The sequence below is a fragment of the Nocardioides cavernae genome, from assembly GCF_013410035.1.
Classification (GTDB): domain Bacteria; phylum Actinomycetota; class Actinomycetes; order Propionibacteriales; family Nocardioidaceae; genus Nocardioides; species Nocardioides cavernae_A.
Genome location: NZ_JACCBW010000002.1, coordinates 295,903 through 315,413, shown reverse-complemented (window position 1 = coordinate 315,413; position 19,511 = coordinate 295,903). Strand labels below are relative to the sequence as shown.

At 71.5% G+C, this 19,511-nt stretch carries 18 protein-coding genes; 5 read left to right on the top strand and 13 right to left on the bottom strand.

All coding sequences use genetic code 11. The features are described 5' to 3' along the window. Window positions 1-4: 4 nt before the first annotated feature. From F4692_RS09025 to F4692_RS09010, 4 genes are read right to left on the bottom strand one after another with little or no spacing between them, the layout of a single operon-like run. Window positions 5-904 (bottom strand): NAD-dependent epimerase/dehydratase family protein, encoded by a 900-nt coding sequence (locus F4692_RS09025; protein WP_179619347.1) that lies wholly within the window; start codon window positions 902-904, stop codon window positions 5-7. After that, on the bottom strand, window positions 901-1,563 hold the full coding sequence (locus tag F4692_RS21775) for a phosphatase PAP2 family protein (protein WP_179619346.1): 663 nt from the start codon (window positions 1,561-1,563) through the stop codon (window positions 901-903). Before F4692_RS21775 ends, F4692_RS09025 begins: the two co-directional genes overlap by 4 nt. Before the next feature lie 59 nt (window positions 1,564-1,622). Continuing rightward, on the bottom strand, window positions 1,623-2,684 hold the full coding sequence (locus F4692_RS09015; RefSeq protein WP_179619345.1) for an S-adenosylmethionine:tRNA ribosyltransferase-isomerase: 1,062 nt from the start codon (window positions 2,682-2,684) through the stop codon (window positions 1,623-1,625). Continuing rightward, window positions 2,681-3,367, bottom strand: a complete 687-nt coding sequence (locus F4692_RS09010) for an SDR family oxidoreductase (protein ID WP_179619344.1) — start codon at window positions 3,365-3,367, stop codon at window positions 2,681-2,683. The genes F4692_RS09015 and F4692_RS09010 overlap by 4 nt, the downstream gene beginning before the upstream one ends. 50 nt (window positions 3,368-3,417) lie before the next feature. On the opposite strand from F4692_RS09010, the gene soxR reads away from it, so the two are divergent. Both soxR and F4692_RS09000 read left to right on the top strand, forming a co-directional pair. After that, window positions 3,418-3,900: a redox-sensitive transcriptional activator SoxR gene (gene soxR / locus F4692_RS09005; protein ID WP_179619343.1), complete on the top strand. Its 483-nt coding sequence runs from the start codon at window positions 3,418-3,420 to the stop codon at window positions 3,898-3,900. After that, window positions 3,897-4,316 (top strand): GNAT family N-acetyltransferase, encoded by a 420-nt coding sequence (locus F4692_RS09000; RefSeq protein ID WP_179619342.1) that lies wholly within the window; start codon window positions 3,897-3,899, stop codon window positions 4,314-4,316. The genes soxR and F4692_RS09000 overlap by 4 nt, the downstream gene beginning before the upstream one ends. Here the strand turns inward: F4692_RS09000 and F4692_RS08995 are convergent. From F4692_RS08995 to F4692_RS08955, 9 genes are all read right to left on the bottom strand, one after another. Next, window positions 4,294-4,704, bottom strand: coding sequence for a VOC family protein (locus tag F4692_RS08995; RefSeq protein WP_179619341.1), 411 nt, complete (start codon window positions 4,702-4,704; stop codon window positions 4,294-4,296). The two genes, F4692_RS09000 and F4692_RS08995, sit on opposite strands and share 23 nt — an antisense overlap. A 62-nt stretch (window positions 4,705-4,766) precedes the next feature. Continuing rightward, complete coding sequence (gene mmsB / locus F4692_RS08990; protein WP_179619340.1) at window positions 4,767-6,053, bottom strand: multiple monosaccharide ABC transporter permease; 1,287 nt, start codon at window positions 6,051-6,053, stop codon at window positions 4,767-4,769. 8 nt (window positions 6,054-6,061) lie between these two features. Next, window positions 6,062-7,591: a multiple monosaccharide ABC transporter ATP-binding protein gene (gene mmsA, locus F4692_RS08985; protein WP_179619339.1), complete on the bottom strand. Its 1,530-nt coding sequence runs from the start codon at window positions 7,589-7,591 to the stop codon at window positions 6,062-6,064. A 125-nt stretch (window positions 7,592-7,716) separates the two neighbouring features. Further along, a complete protein-coding gene (gene chvE, locus F4692_RS08980; protein WP_179619338.1) occupies window positions 7,717-8,805 on the bottom strand; it encodes a multiple monosaccharide ABC transporter substrate-binding protein in 1,089 nt (362 codons plus the stop codon). 65 nt (window positions 8,806-8,870) lie between these two features. Next, on the bottom strand, window positions 8,871-10,364 hold the full coding sequence (araA, locus tag F4692_RS08975; protein WP_179619337.1) for an L-arabinose isomerase: 1,494 nt from the start codon (window positions 10,362-10,364) through the stop codon (window positions 8,871-8,873). After that, entirely contained in the window at window positions 10,361-11,080 is a 720-nt protein-coding gene (locus tag F4692_RS08970; protein ID WP_179619336.1) for an L-ribulose-5-phosphate 4-epimerase, read from the bottom strand. Before F4692_RS08970 ends, araA begins: the two co-directional genes overlap by 4 nt. Next, window positions 11,077-12,747: a ribulokinase gene (gene araB, locus F4692_RS08965; RefSeq protein WP_179619335.1), complete on the bottom strand. Its 1,671-nt coding sequence runs from the start codon at window positions 12,745-12,747 to the stop codon at window positions 11,077-11,079. Before araB ends, F4692_RS08970 begins: the two co-directional genes overlap by 4 nt. 368 nt (window positions 12,748-13,115) lie before the next feature. Beyond that, window positions 13,116-14,126 carry a LacI family DNA-binding transcriptional regulator gene (locus F4692_RS08960; RefSeq protein WP_179619334.1) on the bottom strand — a complete coding sequence of 337 codons (1,011 nt, stop codon included), beginning with the start codon at window positions 14,124-14,126 and terminating at the stop codon, window positions 13,116-13,118. Window positions 14,127-14,185: 59 nt separating this feature from the next. Further along, the gene (locus F4692_RS08955; RefSeq protein WP_179619333.1) at window positions 14,186-15,178 is read right to left on the bottom strand and encodes an aldo/keto reductase; all 993 of its coding nucleotides are present in this window, start codon (window positions 15,176-15,178) and stop codon (window positions 14,186-14,188) included. 240 nt (window positions 15,179-15,418) lie between these two features. Between F4692_RS08955 and F4692_RS08950 the strand changes: the two genes are divergently transcribed. From F4692_RS08950 to acs, 3 genes are all read left to right on the top strand, one after another. Next, window positions 15,419-15,760, top strand: a complete 342-nt coding sequence (locus tag F4692_RS08950) for a DUF485 domain-containing protein (RefSeq protein WP_179619332.1) — start codon at window positions 15,419-15,421, stop codon at window positions 15,758-15,760. Further along, a complete protein-coding gene (locus tag F4692_RS08945; RefSeq protein ID WP_179619331.1) occupies window positions 15,760-17,367 on the top strand; it encodes a solute symporter family protein in 1,608 nt (535 codons plus the stop codon). The genes F4692_RS08950 and F4692_RS08945 overlap by 1 nt, the downstream gene beginning before the upstream one ends. Before the next feature lie 146 nt (window positions 17,368-17,513). Continuing rightward, window positions 17,514-19,442: an acetate--CoA ligase gene (gene acs / locus F4692_RS08940; protein WP_218858465.1), complete on the top strand. Its 1,929-nt coding sequence runs from the start codon at window positions 17,514-17,516 to the stop codon at window positions 19,440-19,442. Window positions 19,443-19,511: the final 69 nt, after the last annotated feature.

Genomic DNA, 19,511 nt, shown 5'->3' with positions numbered 1-19,511 from the left:
GGGGTCAGCGCAGGCCGGCGCGCAGCTCGTCGAGCGCGGCATCGAGGCCGACGCGGGGTGTCCAGCCCCACCCGGCGGCGCGGTCGGCGACGATCCGGCCGGTCCACGCGGGCCCGTCGTCCCACGTCGGCTCGAACCCGAGGGCCTCGCCGAGGGCGCCGAGGTAGTCGCGCTGGGTCGCCGGTCCGGCTGCGACGTTGACGGGGGTGCACCCGCCGGCCAGCGGTCCGCGCGCGACGTCGTCCGCGGGGGCCATCCGGCCGGTGGCCAGGTCCGCGGCGAGGCTCGCGAGGTCGCTGACGTGGACCCACGCGAAGCTCTGGTCGGGGTTGGCGTGCCGCTCGGACTCGTCGTCGCGCACCTGCGCCGGCCGCACGGTGTTCCAGACCGAGGAGTCCCCGGCGCCGAGGATCGCGGGCGGGCGCAGCAGGACCCGGGTGATGCCGCTGATCCGCTCCAGCGCGGCGTCGACGTCACGCTTGACCACGCCGTAGGCGGACGAGTCGTCGGGCACCAGGGCACCGGCCTCGGTGACGTCGCCGACCTCCGGGCTCCGGTCGTAGACGCCGGCCGTCGAGACGTGCACGAGCAGCGGCACGCCGGCCGTGACCGAGGCCTCCGCGATCGTCACCGTGCCGTCGAGCCCCACCCGACGCTGGTCCTCGCGACCGCTGCCGAGCGGGTGGACCGTCGTGACGACGGCGTCGGCACCGGCCACCACCGTCCCCGCGAAGGCGGGGTCGGCGAAGTCACCGACGTGCTCCTCGACACCGGGGAGGTCGGGAGCGGCGCCGGCGCGGCGTACGACCGCGCGCACCGTCGCCCCCCGGTCGCTGAGCGCGGACACGACGTGGCTGCCCACGAGTCCGTTGGCTCCGGTCACGACGACGATGGGTGTGCTCATCGCTCCACCATGACAGGCCGGTCCTCGGCGAGGAGCACCCGGGACACCACTACGAGCCACACCGTCGCGAAGACGAGGCTGCTCATCACGTCGGTCGGGTGGTGGGCGCCCTGGTAGAGCCGGGACGGGACGACGACCAGAGGGGCGAGGAGGAGCGGCCAGGTCCAGCGACGCCACCGCGGGACGACCGCGGCCACCCAGAGCGCGATGCCGCCGTAGACCACGATCGAGGTCGCGACGTGCCCGGAGGGGAAGCTGTGGTCCGGGACGAGGCCGGGGTCGAGGATCTCCACCGGCGGACGGTCGCGGGTGACGAGGTGGGTCACCACGACGTAGAGCGCGAGGTAGCCACCGACCAGGACGGCGGCGTGGACGACCGGGCGCCACGACCGCGTCCACCGGGCCGTCGCCAGCGCGAGGACCGTGGCGATCCCGACCCCGATGATCGTGTCGGCGATGCCGCTGCCGATCGCGGCCGCGGTGTCGAGGGCGGGGGTCCGGCGCGCGGCCAGCCACCGTTCGAACGCGTCGTCGCGCGGCTCGACGACGGACGCCAGGGGTCCGGTGATCAGCCAGCCGACGGCGAGGACCGCCAGCACGAGGGCGAGCCAGGTGAGGGCGAGGGTGCGCGCCTGCGCGCGCCGGTCCGTCGGGTCCACGCGCAGAGACTGCACCGCTGCGGCCCGACGCACATCCTCCCCACGGGGGCGATGACCGCTCAGCGTCGCAGCAGGAGGGCGGAGTCGCCGAACTCGTGCCAGAGGTAGTCCCCTGCGACGGCCGCGTCGTACGCCGCCTGCGTCAGGTGCTCCCCGGCCACGGCCTCGACCAGCAGGAGGTGCGAGGCCATCGGGTCGTGCCAGCCGGTGACCAGGCCGTCGACGACGCGCGGCGGGTGGGCGGGCGTGACCACCCGTGAGGTCCATCCCCGGCTCGCCACGACGTGCCGGCCGAGCACCGACGACTCGACCGCGCGGGTCGCCGTCGTGCCGACCGCGACCACCCGCCCGCCGTCCTCGCGCGCCTGGTTGATGGTCCGCGCGCTCGACGGGGGCACCTCGAACCACTCCGGCCCGGGCGCCTCGCCCGCCTCCTGCGAGGAGACGCCGGTGTGCAGCGTCACGGGAGCCACCTGCACGCCCGAGGTGACCAGCCGGGTCACGAGCGCCTCGGTGAACGGCCGCCCGGCCGACGCCATCTCGGCGCTGCCGGGGCGGATCCCGAAGACCGTCTGGTAGTCGGCCAGCGGGTAGCGGCGGTCGAGGTAGCCGTACGCGATCGGCCGCCCGTTCCACGCGAGCTGCCGGTCGAGGTCGCCACGCACGGCGGCGCGCCACAGCCGGTTGCCCGTCCCCGTCGGGGAGGACGCGTCACCGGGCCACGGCGACCGGAGCACCAGGCGTACGTCCCCCACCCGCACCTCGTCGCCGGGGCTCGCGTCGAGCACGGCGCGGGCGGCGTCGGGCGCGGTACGGAGCTCGACGACCACCTCGGCGTCGTCGAGCCGGTGTGCGACGTGGAGCACGGCCGGCCCTGCGGCGGCTCCGGAGCGGACCTCGGCGTCGACCTGTGCGGCGACGGTCGCCGAGGTGTTCACGACCAGGACGTCGCCGGCGCGGAGGTGGTCGGGCAGGTCCCGGAAGCGTCCGTGCGACAACCCGTCGGGCGTCGCGACGAGCAGCCGCACCTCGTCGCGCGCGAGGCCGCGGTGCTCCGCGGGCTGCGGGGCGAAGGACGACGCCTCGAAGTGGGTGCGCGGGGTCTCGTGGAGCAGCGTCATCGGAAGTCCTCCGCCCGGTAGCGGCCCGACTCCGGCCGCGCGTCGAGCAGTGCCAGCAGGTGCGGGACGACGGTCTCGGGCAGCGGGCGGTCCGAGATGTCCTCGCCCGGGGAGGCGTCCTGGTGCATCGCGGTGCGCATGTCCCCGGGGTCGACGGCGTACGCCCGGACGCCGGTCTCGGCGGCGTACGTCAGCGTCACGTGGTCGAGCCCCGCCTTGCTCGCGCCGTACAGGCCCCAGCCCTCGTAGTGCTGGACGGCGGCGTCGGAGCTGATGGAGAGCAGCACACCGTCGGACGCGCGAAGCCTCGGCAGCAGCGCTGCCGTCAGGACGAGCGGCCCGCCGACGTTGGTCCGCCAGACGTGGGCGAGGTCCGCGACCTCCACCTCGGCCAGCGGACGCATCGGGAGCGGTCCGAGCGTGCTGGCGTTGTGGACCAGGAGGTCGAGCCGTCCCAGTCCGTCGACCTCGGCGAGCAGCGTCGCCCGGTGCTCGGCGTCGGTGAGGTCCCCGACCAGGGCCGTCACCCCGTCCGGCAGGTCGGCCTCCGTGAACTTCTCCTCGCTCCGCCCGTCGGTCACCACCCGCCAGCCCTGACGCGCGAGCTCGGTGCAGAGCGCGCGCCCCAGACCGGCCGATCCCCCGGTGACCAGCGCCACCCGTTCCTTCGTGTTCGTCGTCATGGCATCATGGTTCAAGTTCAAGTGAACTTGAGTTCAAGAGGTGTGACGGGATGGATGCCAGGGACCTGCTGCCGATGGGTGAGATCACCAGTCGCAGCGGCTTCGCCGCGTCGGCGATCCGCTACTACGAGGCCGAGGGCCTCATCGACGCCCACCGTTCCGGCGGCGGGCAGCGGCGCTTCGAGCGCAGCGTGCTGCGGCGCCTGGCCTTCATCCGTGCCGCGTCCAACGTCGGGCTCTCCATCGAGGAGATCCGCGACGAGCTGGGCCGGCTTCCCGGCAACCGCACCCCCACCAAGGCCGACTGGCACCGGATCTCCAGGCACTGGGGCCGTCGCCTCGACGAGCAGATCGCCGCGCTCCAGCGGCTCAAGGTCGGCCTCGACGGCTGCATCGGCTGCGGGTGCCTGAGCCTCCGCTCGTGCGCCTTCTCCAACCCCGACGACGTGCACGCGGAGGACGGTGCGGGCGCCCGGCTGCTGCCGGACTCCCTGCGCCGACCGCACCCGACCCGGAGAGGATCGTCCGCATGAGCGACCACGACCTCCGCACCGACCTCGCCGACATGGACCTCGACCTCGTCCACCACTGGCTGAGCACCGACGCGTACTGGTCGCTCGGCCGCAGCCGCGAGGCCGTCGCCACCGCAGCGGAGCACTCGCTCAACTTCGGCGCCTTCGACGCCGACGGGCGGCAGGTGGCGTACGCCCGCGTCGTGACGGACCATGCGAACTTCGCCTGGCTCTGCGACGTGTACGTCGACCGCCCGCACCGCGGCCGTGGCCTGGGCACGCGCCTGGTGGCGGCGGTCATCGACGCGCTCGACGAGCTGGGCATCCCCCGCACCCTGCTGGCGACGAGGGACGCGCACCAGGTCTACTCCGGCTTTGGCTTCGGCCCGCTGCCCGACCCGACGATGTGGATGATCAGGACTCCTCGCCCAGCGTGAAGAGGGTCAGCTGCATCCCGTCCGGCGCCGCGACCCGGGCGTTGCGGTCGCCCCACGGCGTGACGACCGCCGGTGCCACCGCGGTGGCACCGGCGGCGACGAGCGCTCCGGCGGCGGCCTCGGCGTCGGGCACCTGCAGCGCGAGGCGCACGCTCCCCGACACCCGCCGCCCGACCTCGAGGTCGTCCACCATCGCCGCCTGCCGCTCGTCGAAGAGCTCGAGCGTCGCGCGCCCGGCGTCCAGGAGCAGCACGCGGCCGGCGTCGCTGCTCCAGTCGGCCACCTCGGGCAGCCCCAGCGCGTCGCGGTAGAGGCCTACGGCTGCGTCGAAGTCCGCCACCGTGAGGCTGATCCGGAGCTCCTGGACGAGGGGCGGTGCGTCGGTCATGGACCGATCCTCCGGGGTGAGGTGCACCTGAGGTCAAGGCCCGGGTTCCGCCTCGGGTGCGGTCAGCGCGCCCCGCTGCTCCCCGGTGGACCGACGTCCGCGGCCTCGCGCTGCTCGATCTCCTCGACCAGCTCGTCCGGTGGCGGTGGCGTCGTCTCCGTCTGCTCGGCGCCGGCGCCACCACTGGCGCTGGTGCGCTTCTTGTTCCAGACGTCGAACGCGACGGCGGCCAGCAGCACCAGGCCCTTGATCGCCTGCTGCCAGTCGATCGAGACGCCCATCAGAGACATCCCGTTGTTGAGCACGCCCATCACCAGGCCGCCGATGATCGCGCCGATCACGGTGCCGACCCCGCCGGTCACGGCAGCGCCGCCGATGAACGAGGCGGCGATCGCGTCGAGCTCGAAGTTGACGCCGGCCTTGGGGTTGGCGGCGGTCAGGCGAGCCGTCGTCACGAGACCGGCGAGACCCGCGAGCAGGCCCATGTTGGTCATCACGAGGAAGTCCACGCGCCGGGTGTTGACGCCCGACATGGTCGCGGCGTCCACGTTGCCGCCGATGGCGTACACGTGCCGGCCGAGGACGGTGCGCGACATGACGAACGTGTAGATCGCGATGAGCGCGAAGAGGATCAGCCCGACGATCGGGAGGCCGCGCGCATCGGCGATCAGGTAGGTGAACTGGATGATCACCGCGCCGAGCACGACGTGCTTGAGCGCGAAGAGCGGGAACGGCAGGACCTCGAAGTTGTAGCGCTTGGCAGCCGCTCGCCTGCGGAGGTCGAGGAACACCATGATCGCGACGCCGGCGATGCCCATGAGCATCGTGAGGTTGTGCAGGTCGGTGTCGGGGCCGACCTCGGGCAGGAACCCGTTGCCCATCTTCTTGAAGTTCTCCGGCAGGCCCCCGACGGTCGCGCCGTCCAGCACGACCAGTGTCAGGCCGCGGAACAGCAGCATGCTCGCGAGGGTGACGATGAACGCGGGGATCCCGACGTACGCCACCCAGAAGCCGTGCCAGGCGCCGATCAGCGCCCCGAGCGCCAGGCAGAGCAGCACCGCGAGGAACCACGGGACGTCGTACCTGGTCATCATGATCGCGCCGGCCGCGCCGACGAACGCCGCCACCGAGCCGACCGAAAGGTCGATGTGGCGGGCCACGATCACGATCACCATCCCGATCGCGAGGATCAGGATCTGGGCGTTCTGGACGACCAGGTTGGAGACGTTGAGCGGCTTGAGCAGCACGCCCTCGGTCAGGAACTGGAACAGCAGCACGATCGCCGCGAGGGCGATGATCATGCCGTACTGGCGGATGTTGCCGCGCAGGATGTGGGTCAACGTGCTCATCGGTTCTCCTACCGGGCGTCCGTGGTCATGTGGCGCATGAGGGACTCCTGGGTCGCTTCCTCACGGTCGAACTCGTGGGTGATCACGCCCTCGGCGAGCGTGTAGATCCGGTCGCAGAGCCCGAGCAGCTCCGGGAGCTCGGACGAGATCACCAGGACGCCCTTGCCCTCGCGCGCGAGCGACTGGATGATCCCGTAGATCTCGAACTTCGCGCCGACGTCGATGCCGCGCGTGGGCTCGTCGAGGATCAGCAGCCGGGGCTCGGTGTACATCCACTTGGACAGCACCACCTTCTGCTGGTTGCCGCCCGAGAGCTTGCCGACGCCGGCGGTCACCGTCGGCGCCTTGATGTTGAAGCTGCGGCGGTAGCGCTCGGCCACCACGACCTCCTCGCGCTCGTCGACCGTGAGCCCGCGACGCAGCTTGTCGAGGGCGGCCGCCGAGACGGAGGTCTTGATGTCGTCGAGCAGGTTGAGGCCGAGGCCCTTGCGGTCCTCGCTGACGTACGCGATGCCGGCCTTGATCGCAGCCGTGACCGAGGTGAGCTGCACCTCCCGACCGTCGAGGCGCATCGTGCCCTGGGTCCGGCTGCCGTACGAGCGCCCGAAGATGCTGCGCGCCAGCTCGGTGCGCCCGGCACCCATCAGCCCTGCGATGCCGACGATCTCCCCCCGTCGTACGGACAGCCCGGCGTCGCGGATGACGACGCGGCCGTGGTCCTGGGGGTGCATGACGGTCCAGTCGCTGATCTCGAACAGCACGTCGCCGATGGACGGCTCGTGCTCGGGGAAGCGGTGCTCGAGGTCGCGGCCGACCATTCCGCGGATGATGCGGTCCTCGTCGACGTCGCCGGAGCCGACGTCGAGGGTCTCGATCGTGCGCCCGTCGCGGATGATCGTGATGGCGTCGGCGACGCGCTCGATCTCGTTGAGCTTGTGGCTGATCATGATCGAGGTGATGCCCTTGCCCTGCAGGCCCTTGAGCAGGTCGAGCAGGTGCGAGGAGTCGTCGTCGTTGAGCGCGGCCGTCGGCTCGTCGAGGATCAGGAGCCGCACCTCCTTGCTGAGCGCCTTGGCGATCTCGACGAGCTGCTGCTTGCCGATGCCGAGGTGCTTGACCGCGGTCAGCGGGTTCTCCCGCAGGCCGACGCGGGCCATCAGCTCGATGGCACGGTGGTTGGCCTCGTCCCAGCTGATCACGCCCCGCTTCGACGTCTCGTTGCCGAGGAAGATGTTCTCCGCGATCGAGAGCTCGGGGATGAGGGCGAGCTCCTGGTGGATGATCACCACCCCCGCGGCCTCGCTCTCGCGGATGTTCGAGAACGCCACCGGCTGGCCCTCGAAGACGATCTCGCCGTCGTAGGAGCCGTACGGGTAGACGCCGCTCAGCACCTTCATCAGCGTCGACTTGCCGGCGCCGTTCTCGCCGCAGATCGCATGGATCGCACCGCGCTCCACGCTCAGGGTGACGTCGGAGAGCGCGAGCACGCCGGGGAACCTCTTGGTGATGCCGCGCATCTCGAGGATCGGTGGGGCCATGAGGACCTTCCTGGGGGTACTCGGGGTGTGTCGGGGTGTGTCGGGGTGTGTCGGGGTGTGCCGGGGTGGTGCCGGGGGCGGGCCCGGGGTCGCCGGGCCCGCCCGCGGTGCTCAGTGGTGCAGGGTCACTTCAGCTCGTCCTCGGTGTAGTAGCCCGAGTCCACGAGCACCGACTGGACGTCGTCCTTGTAGACCACGACGGGGTCGAGGAGGTAGGACGGCACGACCTTCACGCCGTTGTCGTAGGTCTCGGTGTCGTTGACCTCCGGCTCGTCGCCGTTGCCGAGCGCCACGATCATGTCGACGGTCACCTCGGCGAGCTCACGGGTGTCCTTGAAGATCGTGGAGTACTGCTCGTCGGCGAGGATCGACTTCACCGACTGGACCTCGGCGTCCTGGCCGGTGACGACCGGGAGGTCCTTGCCCCCGCCGCCGTAGCCGTTGCCCTGGAGCGCGGCGATGATGCCGAGCGACAGCCCGTCGTAGGGCGACAGGACGCCCTCGACGGTCTCGGAGGAGTAGGTCTTGGTGAGGATGTCCTCCATGCGCTTCTGGGCCGTCGCCGGGTCCCAGCGCAGGATCGCCGCCTGGTCGAACTCCGTCTGGCCGGAGGGCACGACGATGTCGCCGGAGTCGATCATGGGCTGCAGGATCGACATGGCGCCGTCCCAGAAGAAGGTCGCGTTGTTGTCGTCGGGCGAGCCCGCGAACAGCTCGACGTTGTACGGCGGCTTGCCGCGCTCCTCGAGGCCCGTCACCAGCGACTCGGCCTGCAGCACGCCGACCTGGAAGTTGTCGAAGGTCGTGTAGTAGTCGACCGCGTCCGAGTCCCGGATGAGCCGGTCGTAGGAGATGATGTCGATGTCCTGGCTCTCCGCCGTGGAGAGGACCTCACCGAGCGCCGTGCCGTCGATCGCCGCGATCACGAGGGTGTCGACGCCCTTGGTGATCATGTTCTCGACCTGCGAGACCTGCGTCGGGATGTCGTCCTCGGCGTACTGGAGGTCGACGTCGTAGCCGGCAGCCTCGAGCTGCTCCTTGATGTTGTTGCCGTCGGCGATCCAGCGCTCCGACGACTTGGTCGGCATCGCGACGCCGATCGTGCCCTTGCCGCCGCCGTCGCTGCCGCCCGACGCCGAGTCGTCGTCCCCACCGCACGCGGCAAGGGACAGCGCAAGGCCGCCGGCAACGAGGGTGGTGAGTAGCTTGCGCATGCACCTTCTCCATTCCACTGTGCGTGAGGCCGGGTCCGTCCCGGCCTCGAGGCCGCGCGACTCCATCAGAAGCCCTGCGCCAACCGGTGGTACGCCGCGTTCCACCGCAGCTCCTTCAGGAGCCCGCGCATGGTGGTGTCGGCGTCGACCAGCACCAGCTCGGTGCCGGTGATCTCTGCCAGGTCGTCGAGGTGCTCCGGGCCGAGGGCGGTGGACAGCACCGTGTGGTGCGGACCGCCCGCGGTCAGCCAGGCCTCCGTCGACGTCCTGAGGTCGGGGGCCGGTCGCCACACCGCGCGGGCGACCGGGAGGTGGGGCAGCGGCGCGTCGGGCGCGACGACCTCCACCTCGTTGGCGACGAACCGGAACCGGTCGCCGAGGTCGGCCAGGCCCAGGACGACCCCGTCGCCGGGCGTCGCGTCGAACACCAGGCGTACCGGGTCCTCCCGGCCGCCGATGCCGAGCGGGTGGATCTCCAGGCTGGGCCGCCCCACGGCGATGCTGGGGCAGACCTCGAGCATGTGGGCGCCGAGGATCTTCTCCTCGCCGGGGACCAGGTGGTAGGTGTAGTCCTCCATGAAGGACGTGCCACCGGGCAGTCCCTCGGCCATCACCTTGAGGGTGCGCAGCACGACGCTGGTCTTCCAGTCGCCCTCGCCGCCGAAGCCGTAGCCGTCCGCCATCAGGCGCTGCACGGCGAGGCCGGGCAGCTGGCGCAGTCCGCCGAGGTCCTCGAAGTTGGTGGTGAAGGCGGTGAAGCCGCCGTCGGTGAGGAAGGACCGCATGCCGAGCTCGATGCGTGCGCCGTAGCGCAGCGAGTCGTGGCGCTCGCCCCCGGCGCGCAGCTCGGGCGCGACGTCGTAGAGGTCGGCGTACTCCTCGACGAGGGTGTCGACCTCCGCGTCGGCGACCTGGTCGACGACGGCGACGAGGTCGTTGACGCCCCAGGTGTTGACCGAGACCCCGAAGCGGCGCTCGGCCTCCACCTTGTCGCCCTCGGTGACGGCGACGTTGCGCATGTTGTCGCCGAAGCGGGCCAGCCGCATCCCGCGCATCGCGGCGGCCGCCCTGGCCGCGCGAGCCCACGAGCCGATGCGGCGGGCGGTGTCCGGGTCGTCGACGTGGCCGGTGACCGTCTTGCGAGAGACGCCCATGCGGGTCTGCACCGAGGCGAACTCGCGATCGCCGTGAGCGGCCTGGTGGAGGTTCATGAAGTCCATGTCGATCGTCGCCCACGGCAGCTCCTGGTGCGCCTGCGTGTGCAGGTGCAGCAGCGGCTTGCGCAGCGCGTCGAGACCGGTGACCCACATCTTGGCGGGGCTGAAGGTGTGCATCCACGCGATGACGCCGATGCAGTCGTCGTCGGCCGTCGCGTCGAGCAGCGCGCGGCGGATCGCGTCGGTCTCGGTCAGCACCGGCTTGGGGACGACCTCGACCGGCACGTCGTCCGATGCCGCCAGGGCGTCGGCGATGACCCGGCTGTGGTCGGTCACCTGGTCGAGGACCTCGGGTCCGTAGAGGTGCTGGCTCCCGGTGAGGAACCAGATCTGCTGCGTCATCGAGGTGCCCCCTGGGTGGCGGTCCGGGCCTGCGGGCCGGTCCGGCCGTAGACGTTCTGGTAGCGGTCGTGGAGGGAGTCGACGTGGTGCTGCGCGATCGGCAGCGGCTCCCCGAGCTGCCGGGCGACGTGGACGGTGCGCGCGACGTCCTCGACCATCACCGCGGCCTTGACCGCGGACCGGGCGTCCGTGCCGACGGTGAACGGGCCGTGGTTCTGCATGAGGACCGCCTTCGAGCGGCTGCGGGCCAGCGTCTCGACGATGCCCTGCCCGATCGAGTCGTCACCGATCAGCGCGAAGGGCCCGATCGGCACCTCGCCACCGAACTCGTCGGCGGCCATCGTCAGCACGCACGGGATCGGCTCGCCGCGCGCGGCCCACGCGGTGGCGTACGTCGAATGGGTGTGCACGACCCCACCGACCTCGGGCAGGTGGCGGTAGACGTAGGCGTGCGCCGCGGTGTCGCTGCTGGGGGCGCGGTCGCCCTCGACGAGCCCGCCGTCGAGGTCGCAGACCACGATCGCGTCGGGGGTGAGGTCGTCGTAGGACACCCCGGACGGCTTGATGACGAAGAGGTCGGCGCCGGGCACGCGCGCGCTCACGTTGCCGGCCGTCCAGATCACCAGGCCGTAGCGGGTGAGCTCGGCGTGCAGCTGCGCCACCTCGGCCTGCAGGCGGCGGACCTCGGCGCGTACGTCGTCGCGGATCGCGGTCATGAGCGGCTGCCCTCCAGTGCGCGACGGCGGATCGCCTTGAGCCGCCGCATCACGTCGTTGCCGCCGCGACCGAAGTGGTCGTGGAGCTGCGTGTACTCGGCGTAGAGCGCGTCGTAGGCGCGGACGTTCTCGGGGATCGGGGTGACGACGGCCCGGTCGACGCGGCCCATCGCCTGCGACGCGGCGTGGATGTCGGCGTACTCCCCCGCCGCGACGGCCGCGTGGATCGCCGAGCCGAGCGCCGGCCCCTGGGCGGAGCGGACGGTGGAGAGCGGCAGGTCGAGGACGTCGGCGTAGACCTGCATGAGCATGGGGTTCTTCATCAGCCCGCCGGCGACGACGAACTCCTCGACCGGCACGCCGGCGTCGTTGAACGCCTCCACGATCGTGCGGGCGCCGAAGGCGGTGGCCTCGACCAGCGCGCGGTAGACGTCCTCGGGCGTCGTCGCCAGCGTCTGGCCCAGGACCAGGCCGGTGAGCTCGTGGTCGACCAGGACCGAGCGGTTGCCCGAGTGCCAGTCGAGGGCCACGAGCCCGTGCGCGCCGACCGGCTGCGCGGCGGCCTTCTCGGTCAGGAGCTCGTGGACCGACAGGCCGCGGGCCTCCGCCTCGGCTACGTAGGACGCGGGGACCTGCGTGGTGACGAACCAGTTGAAGATGTCGCCGACGCCCGACTGGCCGGCCTCGTAGCCCCACAGGCCGGGCGTGACGCCGCCGTCGACGACGCCGCACATGCCGGGGACCTCGCGCAGGACCTCGCCGTTCATGATGTGGCACGTCGAGGTGCCCATGATGGCGAGGAGCTGGCCGGGGGCGGTCGCCTGCGCGGCCGGCGCGGTGACGTGGGCGTCGACGTTGCCGACGGCCACGACGATGTTCTCCGGGAGGCCGGTCCACCCGGCGGCCTCTGCCGTCAGCCGGCCCGCCTCGGTGCCCAGGGCGCCGATGGGGCGGTCGATCTTGTCGCCGACGAAGTCCGCGAAGTCGGGGTTGAGCTCGGTGAGGAACTCCCGGGTGGGGTAGGTGCCGTCCTGCAGGATCCCCTTGTAGCCGGCCGAGCAGGCGTTGCGGACGTAGGTGCCGCAGAGCTGCCAGACGATCCAGTCGGCGGCCTCCACCCAGTGGGCCATCCGGTCGTAGACCTCCGGGCTCTCCTCGAGCACCTGCAGCGCCTTGGCGAACTCCCACTCCGAGGAGATCAGCCCGCCGTACCTGCTCAGCCACGCCTCGCCCCGCTTGGCGGCGAGCTCGTTGATCCGGTCGGCCTGCGGCTGCGCGGCGTGGTGCTTCCAGAGCTTGGTGTAGGCGTGCGGCTCGCCGTCGAGGCCGGGCAGCTCGTTGAGGGGCGTGCCGTCGGCGTCGGTCGGGACCATCGTGCAGGCGGTGAAGTCGGTCGCGATCGCGACGACGTCGGCCGGGTCGACGCCGGCGGCCGCGACGGCGGCGGGCACGGCGTGGCGCAGGACGCTGACGTAGTCGGCCGGCACCTGCAGCGCCCAGTCGGGTCCGAGGGCGGTGCCGTCGGGCAACGTCCGCTCGAGGACCGCGTGCTCGTAGTCGTGCGTCGCGGCCCCGAGCTCGGCACCGTCCTCGACCCGCACCACCACGGCCCGGCCGGACAACGTGCCGAAGTCCACGCCGACCACGAGTCGGGGCTGCGCTGCCATGTCGATCCTCTCTGTGACGCCCGTCATATGTGAGCGTTCACAATGCAGGAGTGTGAGCGCTCACATCCAGCGAAGTCAAGGGCCGGTCATGTGAACGATCCAATCCGCAGGTGCTCGGCACGGCGGCCGACCGCCGGCCTGCGGTGTTCCGACCGGCCGACGGACCGAACGAGCCGCCCCGCCCCGGCCGTACGCCTGCCACGCGCGGTGCGTACGCCGTTCGGTCCGCTCGCCGGTCGGGGGCGACGCAAGCGCCACTGGGACCCCGATGTGGTCGCCTGGACCCCGGCATGCCCCCACATGAGCGACCATGTGGCCGCTCATGTGGGGAAGTGGACGGCCCGGACGGCCCCCTCAGCCGGGCCGCATCAGCGCGGCGCAGCGGTCGAGCGGCGTACGACCAGGGTGGTCGGCACCAGGTCCGCGGACGGCCGCGGCTCCCCCGCCAGCACCCGCTCGACGAGGCCCATCGCGCGGCGGCCGAGCTCGTCGAAGTCCTGCCGGACGCTGGTCAGTGGAGGATCGATGTAGGCCGACTCGGGGAGGTCGTCGAAGCCGACGACGGACACGTCGTCCGGCACCGTGCGGCCGGCGTCGCGCAGGGCCGCGATGACCCCCATCGCCATCTGGTCGTTGGCGCAGAACACGGCCGTGACCTCGGGGTCGCGGGCCAGGCTGCGGCCGGCCTCGTACCCGCTGCGCGGGCTCCAGTCGCCGCCCCAGCGCAGGGGCGGGACGGGGCGGCCCTGGGCCTCGAGCTCCATGCGCCAGCCCTCGACGCGGGCCCGGGCCTCGCTCCACCCGGGCGGGCCGGCCACGTGGCACACCGTGGTGTGGCCGAGCTCGAGCAGGTGCCGGGTGGCGATGGCGGCGCCCTCGACGTTGTCGACGCCGGCGGTGAGGGGCGTACGCGAGAGGTCCCCCTCGACGACGAGCGTCGGCAGGCCGAGGTCGACCTCGGTCGCGAAGCGCAGCACCGTCTCGTGCGGGATGACGAGCACGACCGCCTCGACGCCCTGCTCGAGCAGCTCCTCCACGGCCGCGCGGGTGCCCTGCTCGGTCATCGTGCGCAGGGTCGTCGTCACCAGGCGGTAGCCCGACTGGCGCGCGGCGTCGTCGAGCGCGAGGAGCACCTGCTGCGGGCCGAACTGGCTGTTGCCCCACGTCGCAACACCGATGGTGCGCGAGCGCGTCGAGGCCAGCAGACGGGCCGACAGGTTGCGCCGGTAGCCGAGCTCGTCGATGGCCTGCTGCACCCGCTCGGCGGTCGCGGCACGCACGCCGGGCATGTCGTTGAGCACCCGCGACACCGTCTGGTGCGAGACCCCGGCACGGGCGGCGACGTCTGCCATCGTGGGCGGCCGCCTGCGCTCCGTCATGGTCGGGAGGGTACGCGTCGTACGCCCTGCGTCAGCGCGAGCCGTTCATCGCGGGCGCGTCACCAGCGTCCGTGCACCTGCTCGCGGATGCGTCGGTCGTAGAGGTCGGCGACGGCGTCGAGGAGCGGCTCGGGCAGCGGACCGACCTCACCGGCGGCCGCGTTGGAGCGAGCCTGGTCGGTGTTGCGCGCGCCGGGGATCACCGTGGTGACACCGGGCTGCTGGGCCACCCACGCGATGGCCGCCTGAGCCGGGGTGACGTCGAGACCGCTGTCGGCGACGAGCCGGGCGAACTCCTGCGCGGCGTCCACACCGGTGGCGTAGTCGACGCCCGAGAAGGTCTCACCGACGTCGAAGGCGCTGCCGTCGCGGTTGTAGCTGCGGTGGTCGTCCTCCGCGAACTCGGTGTCGAGGCCGTACTTGCCCGACAGCAGGCCGGACGCCAGCGGCACCCGGGCGATGATGCCGACGCCCGCCTCGGCGGCCGCGGGCAGCACCTCGTCGAGCGGCTTCATCCGGAAGGCGTTGAGGATGATCTGGACGCTGGCGACGTGCGGGCGCGCGATGGCGCTGAGGGCCTGCGCGGCGGTCTCGACGCTGACGCCGTACGCCGCGATGACGCGCTCCTCGACGAGGCGGTCGAGCACGTCGTAGGTCGCGTCGTCGTCGATGACCTCGCTGGGCGGGCAGTGCAGCTGCACGAGGTCGATCGTGTCTACGCCGAGGTTGCGGCGCGAGCGGTCGAGCCAGGCCCGGAAGTTCTCCTCGACGTAGCTCGCCGGCACCTGCTCGGCCCTGCGGCCCATCTTGGTGGCGACCGTGAAGCCCGCGTCGGCGTGGTCGGCGACGAAGCGCCCGACCAGCTGCTCGCTGCGACCGTCGCCGTAGACGTCGGCGGTGTCGTAGAACGTCACGCCGGCCTCTGCCGAGGCCTCGAGCACCGCGCGGGCGTCGTCCTCGCCGACCTCGCCCCAGTCGGCGCCGAGCTGCCACGTGCCGAGCCCGACGACCGAGACCGGCCGATCCGTCCTGCCGAGGGTTCGCTGCTCCATGCCCGCCACTCTTGCAGGGCGACGCAACGACCTTCCACCCGGCGCGGTCTCGGGCCACCCGCAGGTGGGCACGCGCGACCGCTCGTCGTACGACATCGACCGTTGAGCGACGAGCGGCGCCCACCGGCCGAGCCGGGCGCACGCCCCACTCCCGCACCGCACGTGACCGGTGTCACGGTGACGGCGGTCACACCCGTGGCCATCCATGCCACGCCTCACCGCAGAGGAAGGACGCGATCCGTGACAGAGCCCGACCAGGCCGCACGCCACGATCCCATCTACGACCGGTTGCACGCCTCGTCCGAGTTCAACGAGCTGCGGCGCCGCTACCGCAGCTTCGTGTTCCCCGCGACGGCTGCGTTCCTCGTCTGGTACCTGCTGTACGTCATCCTCTCCAACTGGGCCGGCGGCTTCATGTCGACGCAGGTCGTGGGCCACATCAACGTGGCGCTCGTGTTCGGCCTGCTGCAGTTCGTGACGACCTTCGGCATCGCCTGGATGTACGCCCGCTACTCCGCGCAGAAGCTCGACCCGCTGGCCCGCCAGCTCGACGCCGAGTACCGCGCAGGGGGTGACGCCTGATGGACACCCAGGTCCTCACCACGTTCCTGTTCCTCACCGTCGTCGCGGCGACCGTGGGCATCACCTTCTGGGCGAGCCGCCAGACCAAGACGGCCGCCGACTTCTACTCCGGCGGCCGATCGTTCTCCGGCTTCCAGAACGGTCTCGCGATCGGCGGCGACTACATGTCCGCCGCCTCGTTCCTCGGCATCTCGGGTGCCATCGCGGTCTACGGCTACGACGGCTTCCTCTACTCCATCGGCTTCCTCGTGGCGTGGCTCGTCGCGCTCCTGCTGGTCGCCGAGATGCTGCGCAACGCCGGCCGCTACACGATGGCCGACCAGCTCGCGTTCCGGATGAGCCAGCGCCCGGTGCGCACGGCCGCGTCCATCTCGACCGTCGTCGTCTCGATCTTCTACCTGCTCGCCCAGATGGTCGGCGCGGGCTCGCTCGTCGCGCTGCTGCTCGGCGTCGACAGCCAGGCGATCAAGAACTTCACCATCATCGGCGTCGGCGCCCTGATGATCTTCTACGTCGTCGTCGGCGGCATGAAGGGCACGACCTACGTCCAGATCGTCAAGGCCGTGCTGCTGATGATCGGCTCGGCGCTGATCGTGCTGCTGGTGCTGGCGAAGTTCAACTTCAACCTCTCCGACCTCCTCGGCACCGCCGCGGAGAACTCCGGCAAGGGCGAGGCGTTCCTCCAGCCCGGACTGCAGTACGGCGCCACGCTGACCTCGCAGATCGACTTCCTGTCGCTCGGCCTGGCCCTCGTGCTCGGCACCGCCGGCCTGCCCCACATCCTGATCCGCTTCTACACCGTCCCGACCGCGCAGGACGCGCGGAAGTCGGTGCTGTGGGCGATCGGCCTGATCGGCGCGTTCTACCTGATGACCCTCGTCCTCGGCTTCGGTGCCGCGGCCCTGCTCGACCGCAGCGCCGTCGACCCGCTCGAGGGCGGCAACCAGAACCTCGCCTCCCCGCTCCTCGCGGAGGCGGTCGGCGGTGGTGACGGGTCCACCGGTGGCGCCATCCTCCTGGCGCTCATCGCCGCGGTCGCCTTCGCGACGATCCTCGCGGTGGTCGCCGGGCTCACCCTGGCCAGCTCCTCCTCGGTGGCGCACGACCTCTACAAGGGCGTCATCAAGAAGGACCAGGCGGTCACGGAGAAGGACGAGGTCAAGGTCGCCCGGATCGCCGCCTTCGTCATCGGCGCGATCGCGATCGCGCTGTCCATCCCGGCGCAGCGGCTCAACATCGCGTTCCTCGTGGCGCTGGCGTTCGCGGTGGCGGCCTCGGCCAACCTGCCGTCGATCATCTTCAACATGTTCTGGAAGCGCTTCAACACCCGCGGCGCGACCTGGAGCATCTACGGCGGCCTCATCGCCGCGGTCGGCCTGGTGTTCTTCTCGCCGGTGATGTCGGGCCTGCCGACGTCGCTGTTCCCGGACAGCGACTGGTCGATCTTCCCGCTCAACAACCCGGGCATCATCTCGATCCCGATCGGCTTCCTGCTCGGCTGGATCGGCACCGTCACCTCGCGTGAGCCGGCTGCCGAGGACCGCTTCACCGAGCTCGAGGTCCGCGCCCTCACCGGCGCCGGCGCCGAGGAGGCGTCGCAGCACTGATCCCCGGTGACCCCCTCGCCGAGCCGGAGTAGGTTCGGCGAGGGGGTCGTCACCACCCCCCACCAGCACCGCACCAGCAGCACTGCCCGCACCCCAGCGTCACCTCCGAGGAGAGAGCCTTGTCCGAGCAGACCCTGTCCAACCTGATGTCCGAGGACCGTCGCTTCGAGCCGCCCGCGGACCTCGCGGAGAACGCCAACGTCAAGGCCGAGGCGTACGACCGGGCCGACGCCGACCGCGAGGCCTTCTGGGCCGAGGCCGCCGAGCGGCTGGACTGGGGCCAGAAGTGGGACCAGGTCCTCGACTGGTCGAACCCGCCCTTCGCGAAGTGGTTCGTCGGGGGCACCCTCAACGCGTCGGTCAACTGCGTGGACCGCCACGTCGACGCCGGCAACGGCGACAAGGTGGCCCTGCACTGGGTCGGCGAGCCCGAGGACGACACCCGCGACATCACCTACGCCCAGCTCAAGGACGAGGTCTCGAAGGCCGCGAACGCGCTGACCGAGCTCGGCGTGAAGAAGGGAGACCGGGTCGCGATCTACATGCCGATGATCCCCGAGGTCGTCGTCGCGATGCTTGCCTGCGCCCGTCTCGGCGCCCCCCACACCGTGGTGTTCGGCGGCTTCTCCGCCGACGCCCTCGCCTCGCGCATCACCGACTGCGAGGCCCACGTCGTCATCACCTCCGACGGCGGCTACCGCCGCGGCGCCGCGTCCGCGCTGAAGCCCGCCGTGGACGAGGCAGTCGCGAAGACCGGCGACCTGGTGCGCAACGTCCTCGTCGTGCGGCGTACGGGCCAGGACGTCGACTGGGACGACAGCCGCGACGTGTGGTGGCACGACGCCGTCGACGGCGCCTCCGCCGACCACGAGCCCGAGATGCACGACTCGGAGCACCCGCTCTACGTCATGTACACCTCCGGCACCACCGGCAAGCCCAAGGGCATCCTGCACACCACCGGCGGCTACCTCACCGGCACGTCGTTCACGCACTGGGAGGTCTTCGACCTCAAGCCGGAGACCGACGTCTACTGGTGCACCGCCGACGTCGGCTGGGTGACCGGCCACAGCTACATGGTCTACGGCCCGCTCGCCAACGGCGCCACCCAGGTGATGTACGAGGGCACGCCCGAGAAGGGCCGCTGGTGGCAGATCGTGCAGGACTACAAGGTCACGATCTTCTACACCGCGCCGACCGCGATCCGGACCTTCATGAAGCAGGGCCGCGAGATCCCCGACGGCTACGACATGTCGTCGCTGCGCCTGCTCGGCTCGGTCGGCGAGCCGATCAACCCCGAGGCCTACGTCTGGTACCGCGAGGTCATCGGCGGCGACCGCTGCCCCGTGGTCGACACCTGGTGGCAGACCGAGACCGGCCAGATCATGATCAGCCCGCTGCCCGGCGTCACCGCCGGCAAGCCCGGCTCGGCGATGAAGGCCTTGCCCGGCATCTCCGCCGACGTGGTCGACGACGAGGCGAGGTCGGTCGGCAACGGCAACGGCGGCTACCTCGTCCTCAAGGAGCCGTGGCCCGCGATGCTGCGCACCCTGTGGGGCGACGACCAGCGGTTCAAGGACACCTACTGGTCGCGCTGGGAGGGCCTCTACTTCGCCGGCGACGGCGCCAAGCTCGACGACGACGGCGACATCTGGCTCCTCGGCCGCGTCGACGACGTGATGAACGTGTCCGGCCACCGGCTGTCCACCACCGAGATCGAGTCCGCCCTCGTGTCGCACCCCAAGGTCGCCGAGGCCGCCGTCGTCGGTGCGGCCGACGAGACCACCGGCCAGGCGGTCTGCGCCTTCGTCATCCTCCGCGACTCGGCGGGCGACGGTGGCGAGGACATCGTCGAGGAGCTCCGCAAGCACGTCGCGAAGGAGATCGGCGCGATCGCCAAGCCGCGCCAGATCATGGTCGTGCCCGAGCTGCCCAAGACCCGCTCCGGCAAGATCATGCGCCGCCTGCTCAAGGACGTCGCCGAGCACCGCGAGGTCGGCGACGTCACCACCCTCGCCGACTCGACGGTCATGGACCTGATCAAGGACAAGGAGTCCTCCGCTCCGGCCGAGGACTGACCCCTCCTGTCCCCTTCTCTCCGGGGGTATCTAGGGACGATCTGGTGGCTGAACAGCCCCATCGACGTC

Excerpts from the sequence above, each read along its gene's own strand:
- araB (WP_179619335.1), bottom strand. The coding sequence starts at position 12,747 with ATGGCAGCGCAGCCCCGACTCGTGGTCGGCGTGGACTTCGGCACGTTG.
- acs (WP_218858465.1), top strand. The coding sequence starts at position 17,514 with ATGTCCGAGGACCGTCGCTTCGAGCCGCCCGCGGACCTCGCGGAGAAC.
- soxR (WP_179619343.1), top strand. The coding sequence starts at position 3,418 with ATGGATGCCAGGGACCTGCTGCCGATGGGTGAGATCACCAGTCGCAGC.
- F4692_RS08955 (WP_179619333.1), bottom strand. The coding sequence starts at position 15,178 with ATGGAGCAGCGAACCCTCGGCAGGACGGATCGGCCGGTCTCGGTCGTC.
- araA (WP_179619337.1), bottom strand. The coding sequence starts at position 10,364 with ATGACGCAGCAGATCTGGTTCCTCACCGGGAGCCAGCACCTCTACGGA.
- F4692_RS08945 (WP_179619331.1), top strand. The coding sequence starts at position 15,760 with ATGGACACCCAGGTCCTCACCACGTTCCTGTTCCTCACCGTCGTCGCG.
- F4692_RS09010 (WP_179619344.1), bottom strand. The coding sequence starts at position 3,367 with ATGACGACGAACACGAAGGAACGGGTGGCGCTGGTCACCGGGGGATCG.
- F4692_RS09015 (WP_179619345.1), bottom strand. The coding sequence starts at position 2,684 with ATGACGCTGCTCCACGAGACCCCGCGCACCCACTTCGAGGCGTCGTCC.
- F4692_RS09025 (WP_179619347.1), bottom strand. The coding sequence starts at position 904 with ATGAGCACACCCATCGTCGTCGTGACCGGAGCCAACGGACTCGTGGGC.
- mmsA (WP_179619339.1), bottom strand. The coding sequence starts at position 7,591 with ATGGCCCCACCGATCCTCGAGATGCGCGGCATCACCAAGAGGTTCCCC.
- F4692_RS08960 (WP_179619334.1), bottom strand. The coding sequence starts at position 14,126 with ATGACGGAGCGCAGGCGGCCGCCCACGATGGCAGACGTCGCCGCCCGT.
- F4692_RS08970 (WP_179619336.1), bottom strand. The coding sequence starts at position 11,080 with ATGACCGCGATCCGCGACGACGTACGCGCCGAGGTCCGCCGCCTGCAG.
- chvE (WP_179619338.1), bottom strand. The coding sequence starts at position 8,805 with ATGCGCAAGCTACTCACCACCCTCGTTGCCGGCGGCCTTGCGCTGTCC.
- mmsB (WP_179619340.1), bottom strand. The coding sequence starts at position 6,053 with ATGAGCACGTTGACCCACATCCTGCGCGGCAACATCCGCCAGTACGGC.
- F4692_RS09000 (WP_179619342.1), top strand. The coding sequence starts at position 3,897 with ATGAGCGACCACGACCTCCGCACCGACCTCGCCGACATGGACCTCGAC.
- F4692_RS08995 (WP_179619341.1), bottom strand. The coding sequence starts at position 4,704 with ATGACCGACGCACCGCCCCTCGTCCAGGAGCTCCGGATCAGCCTCACG.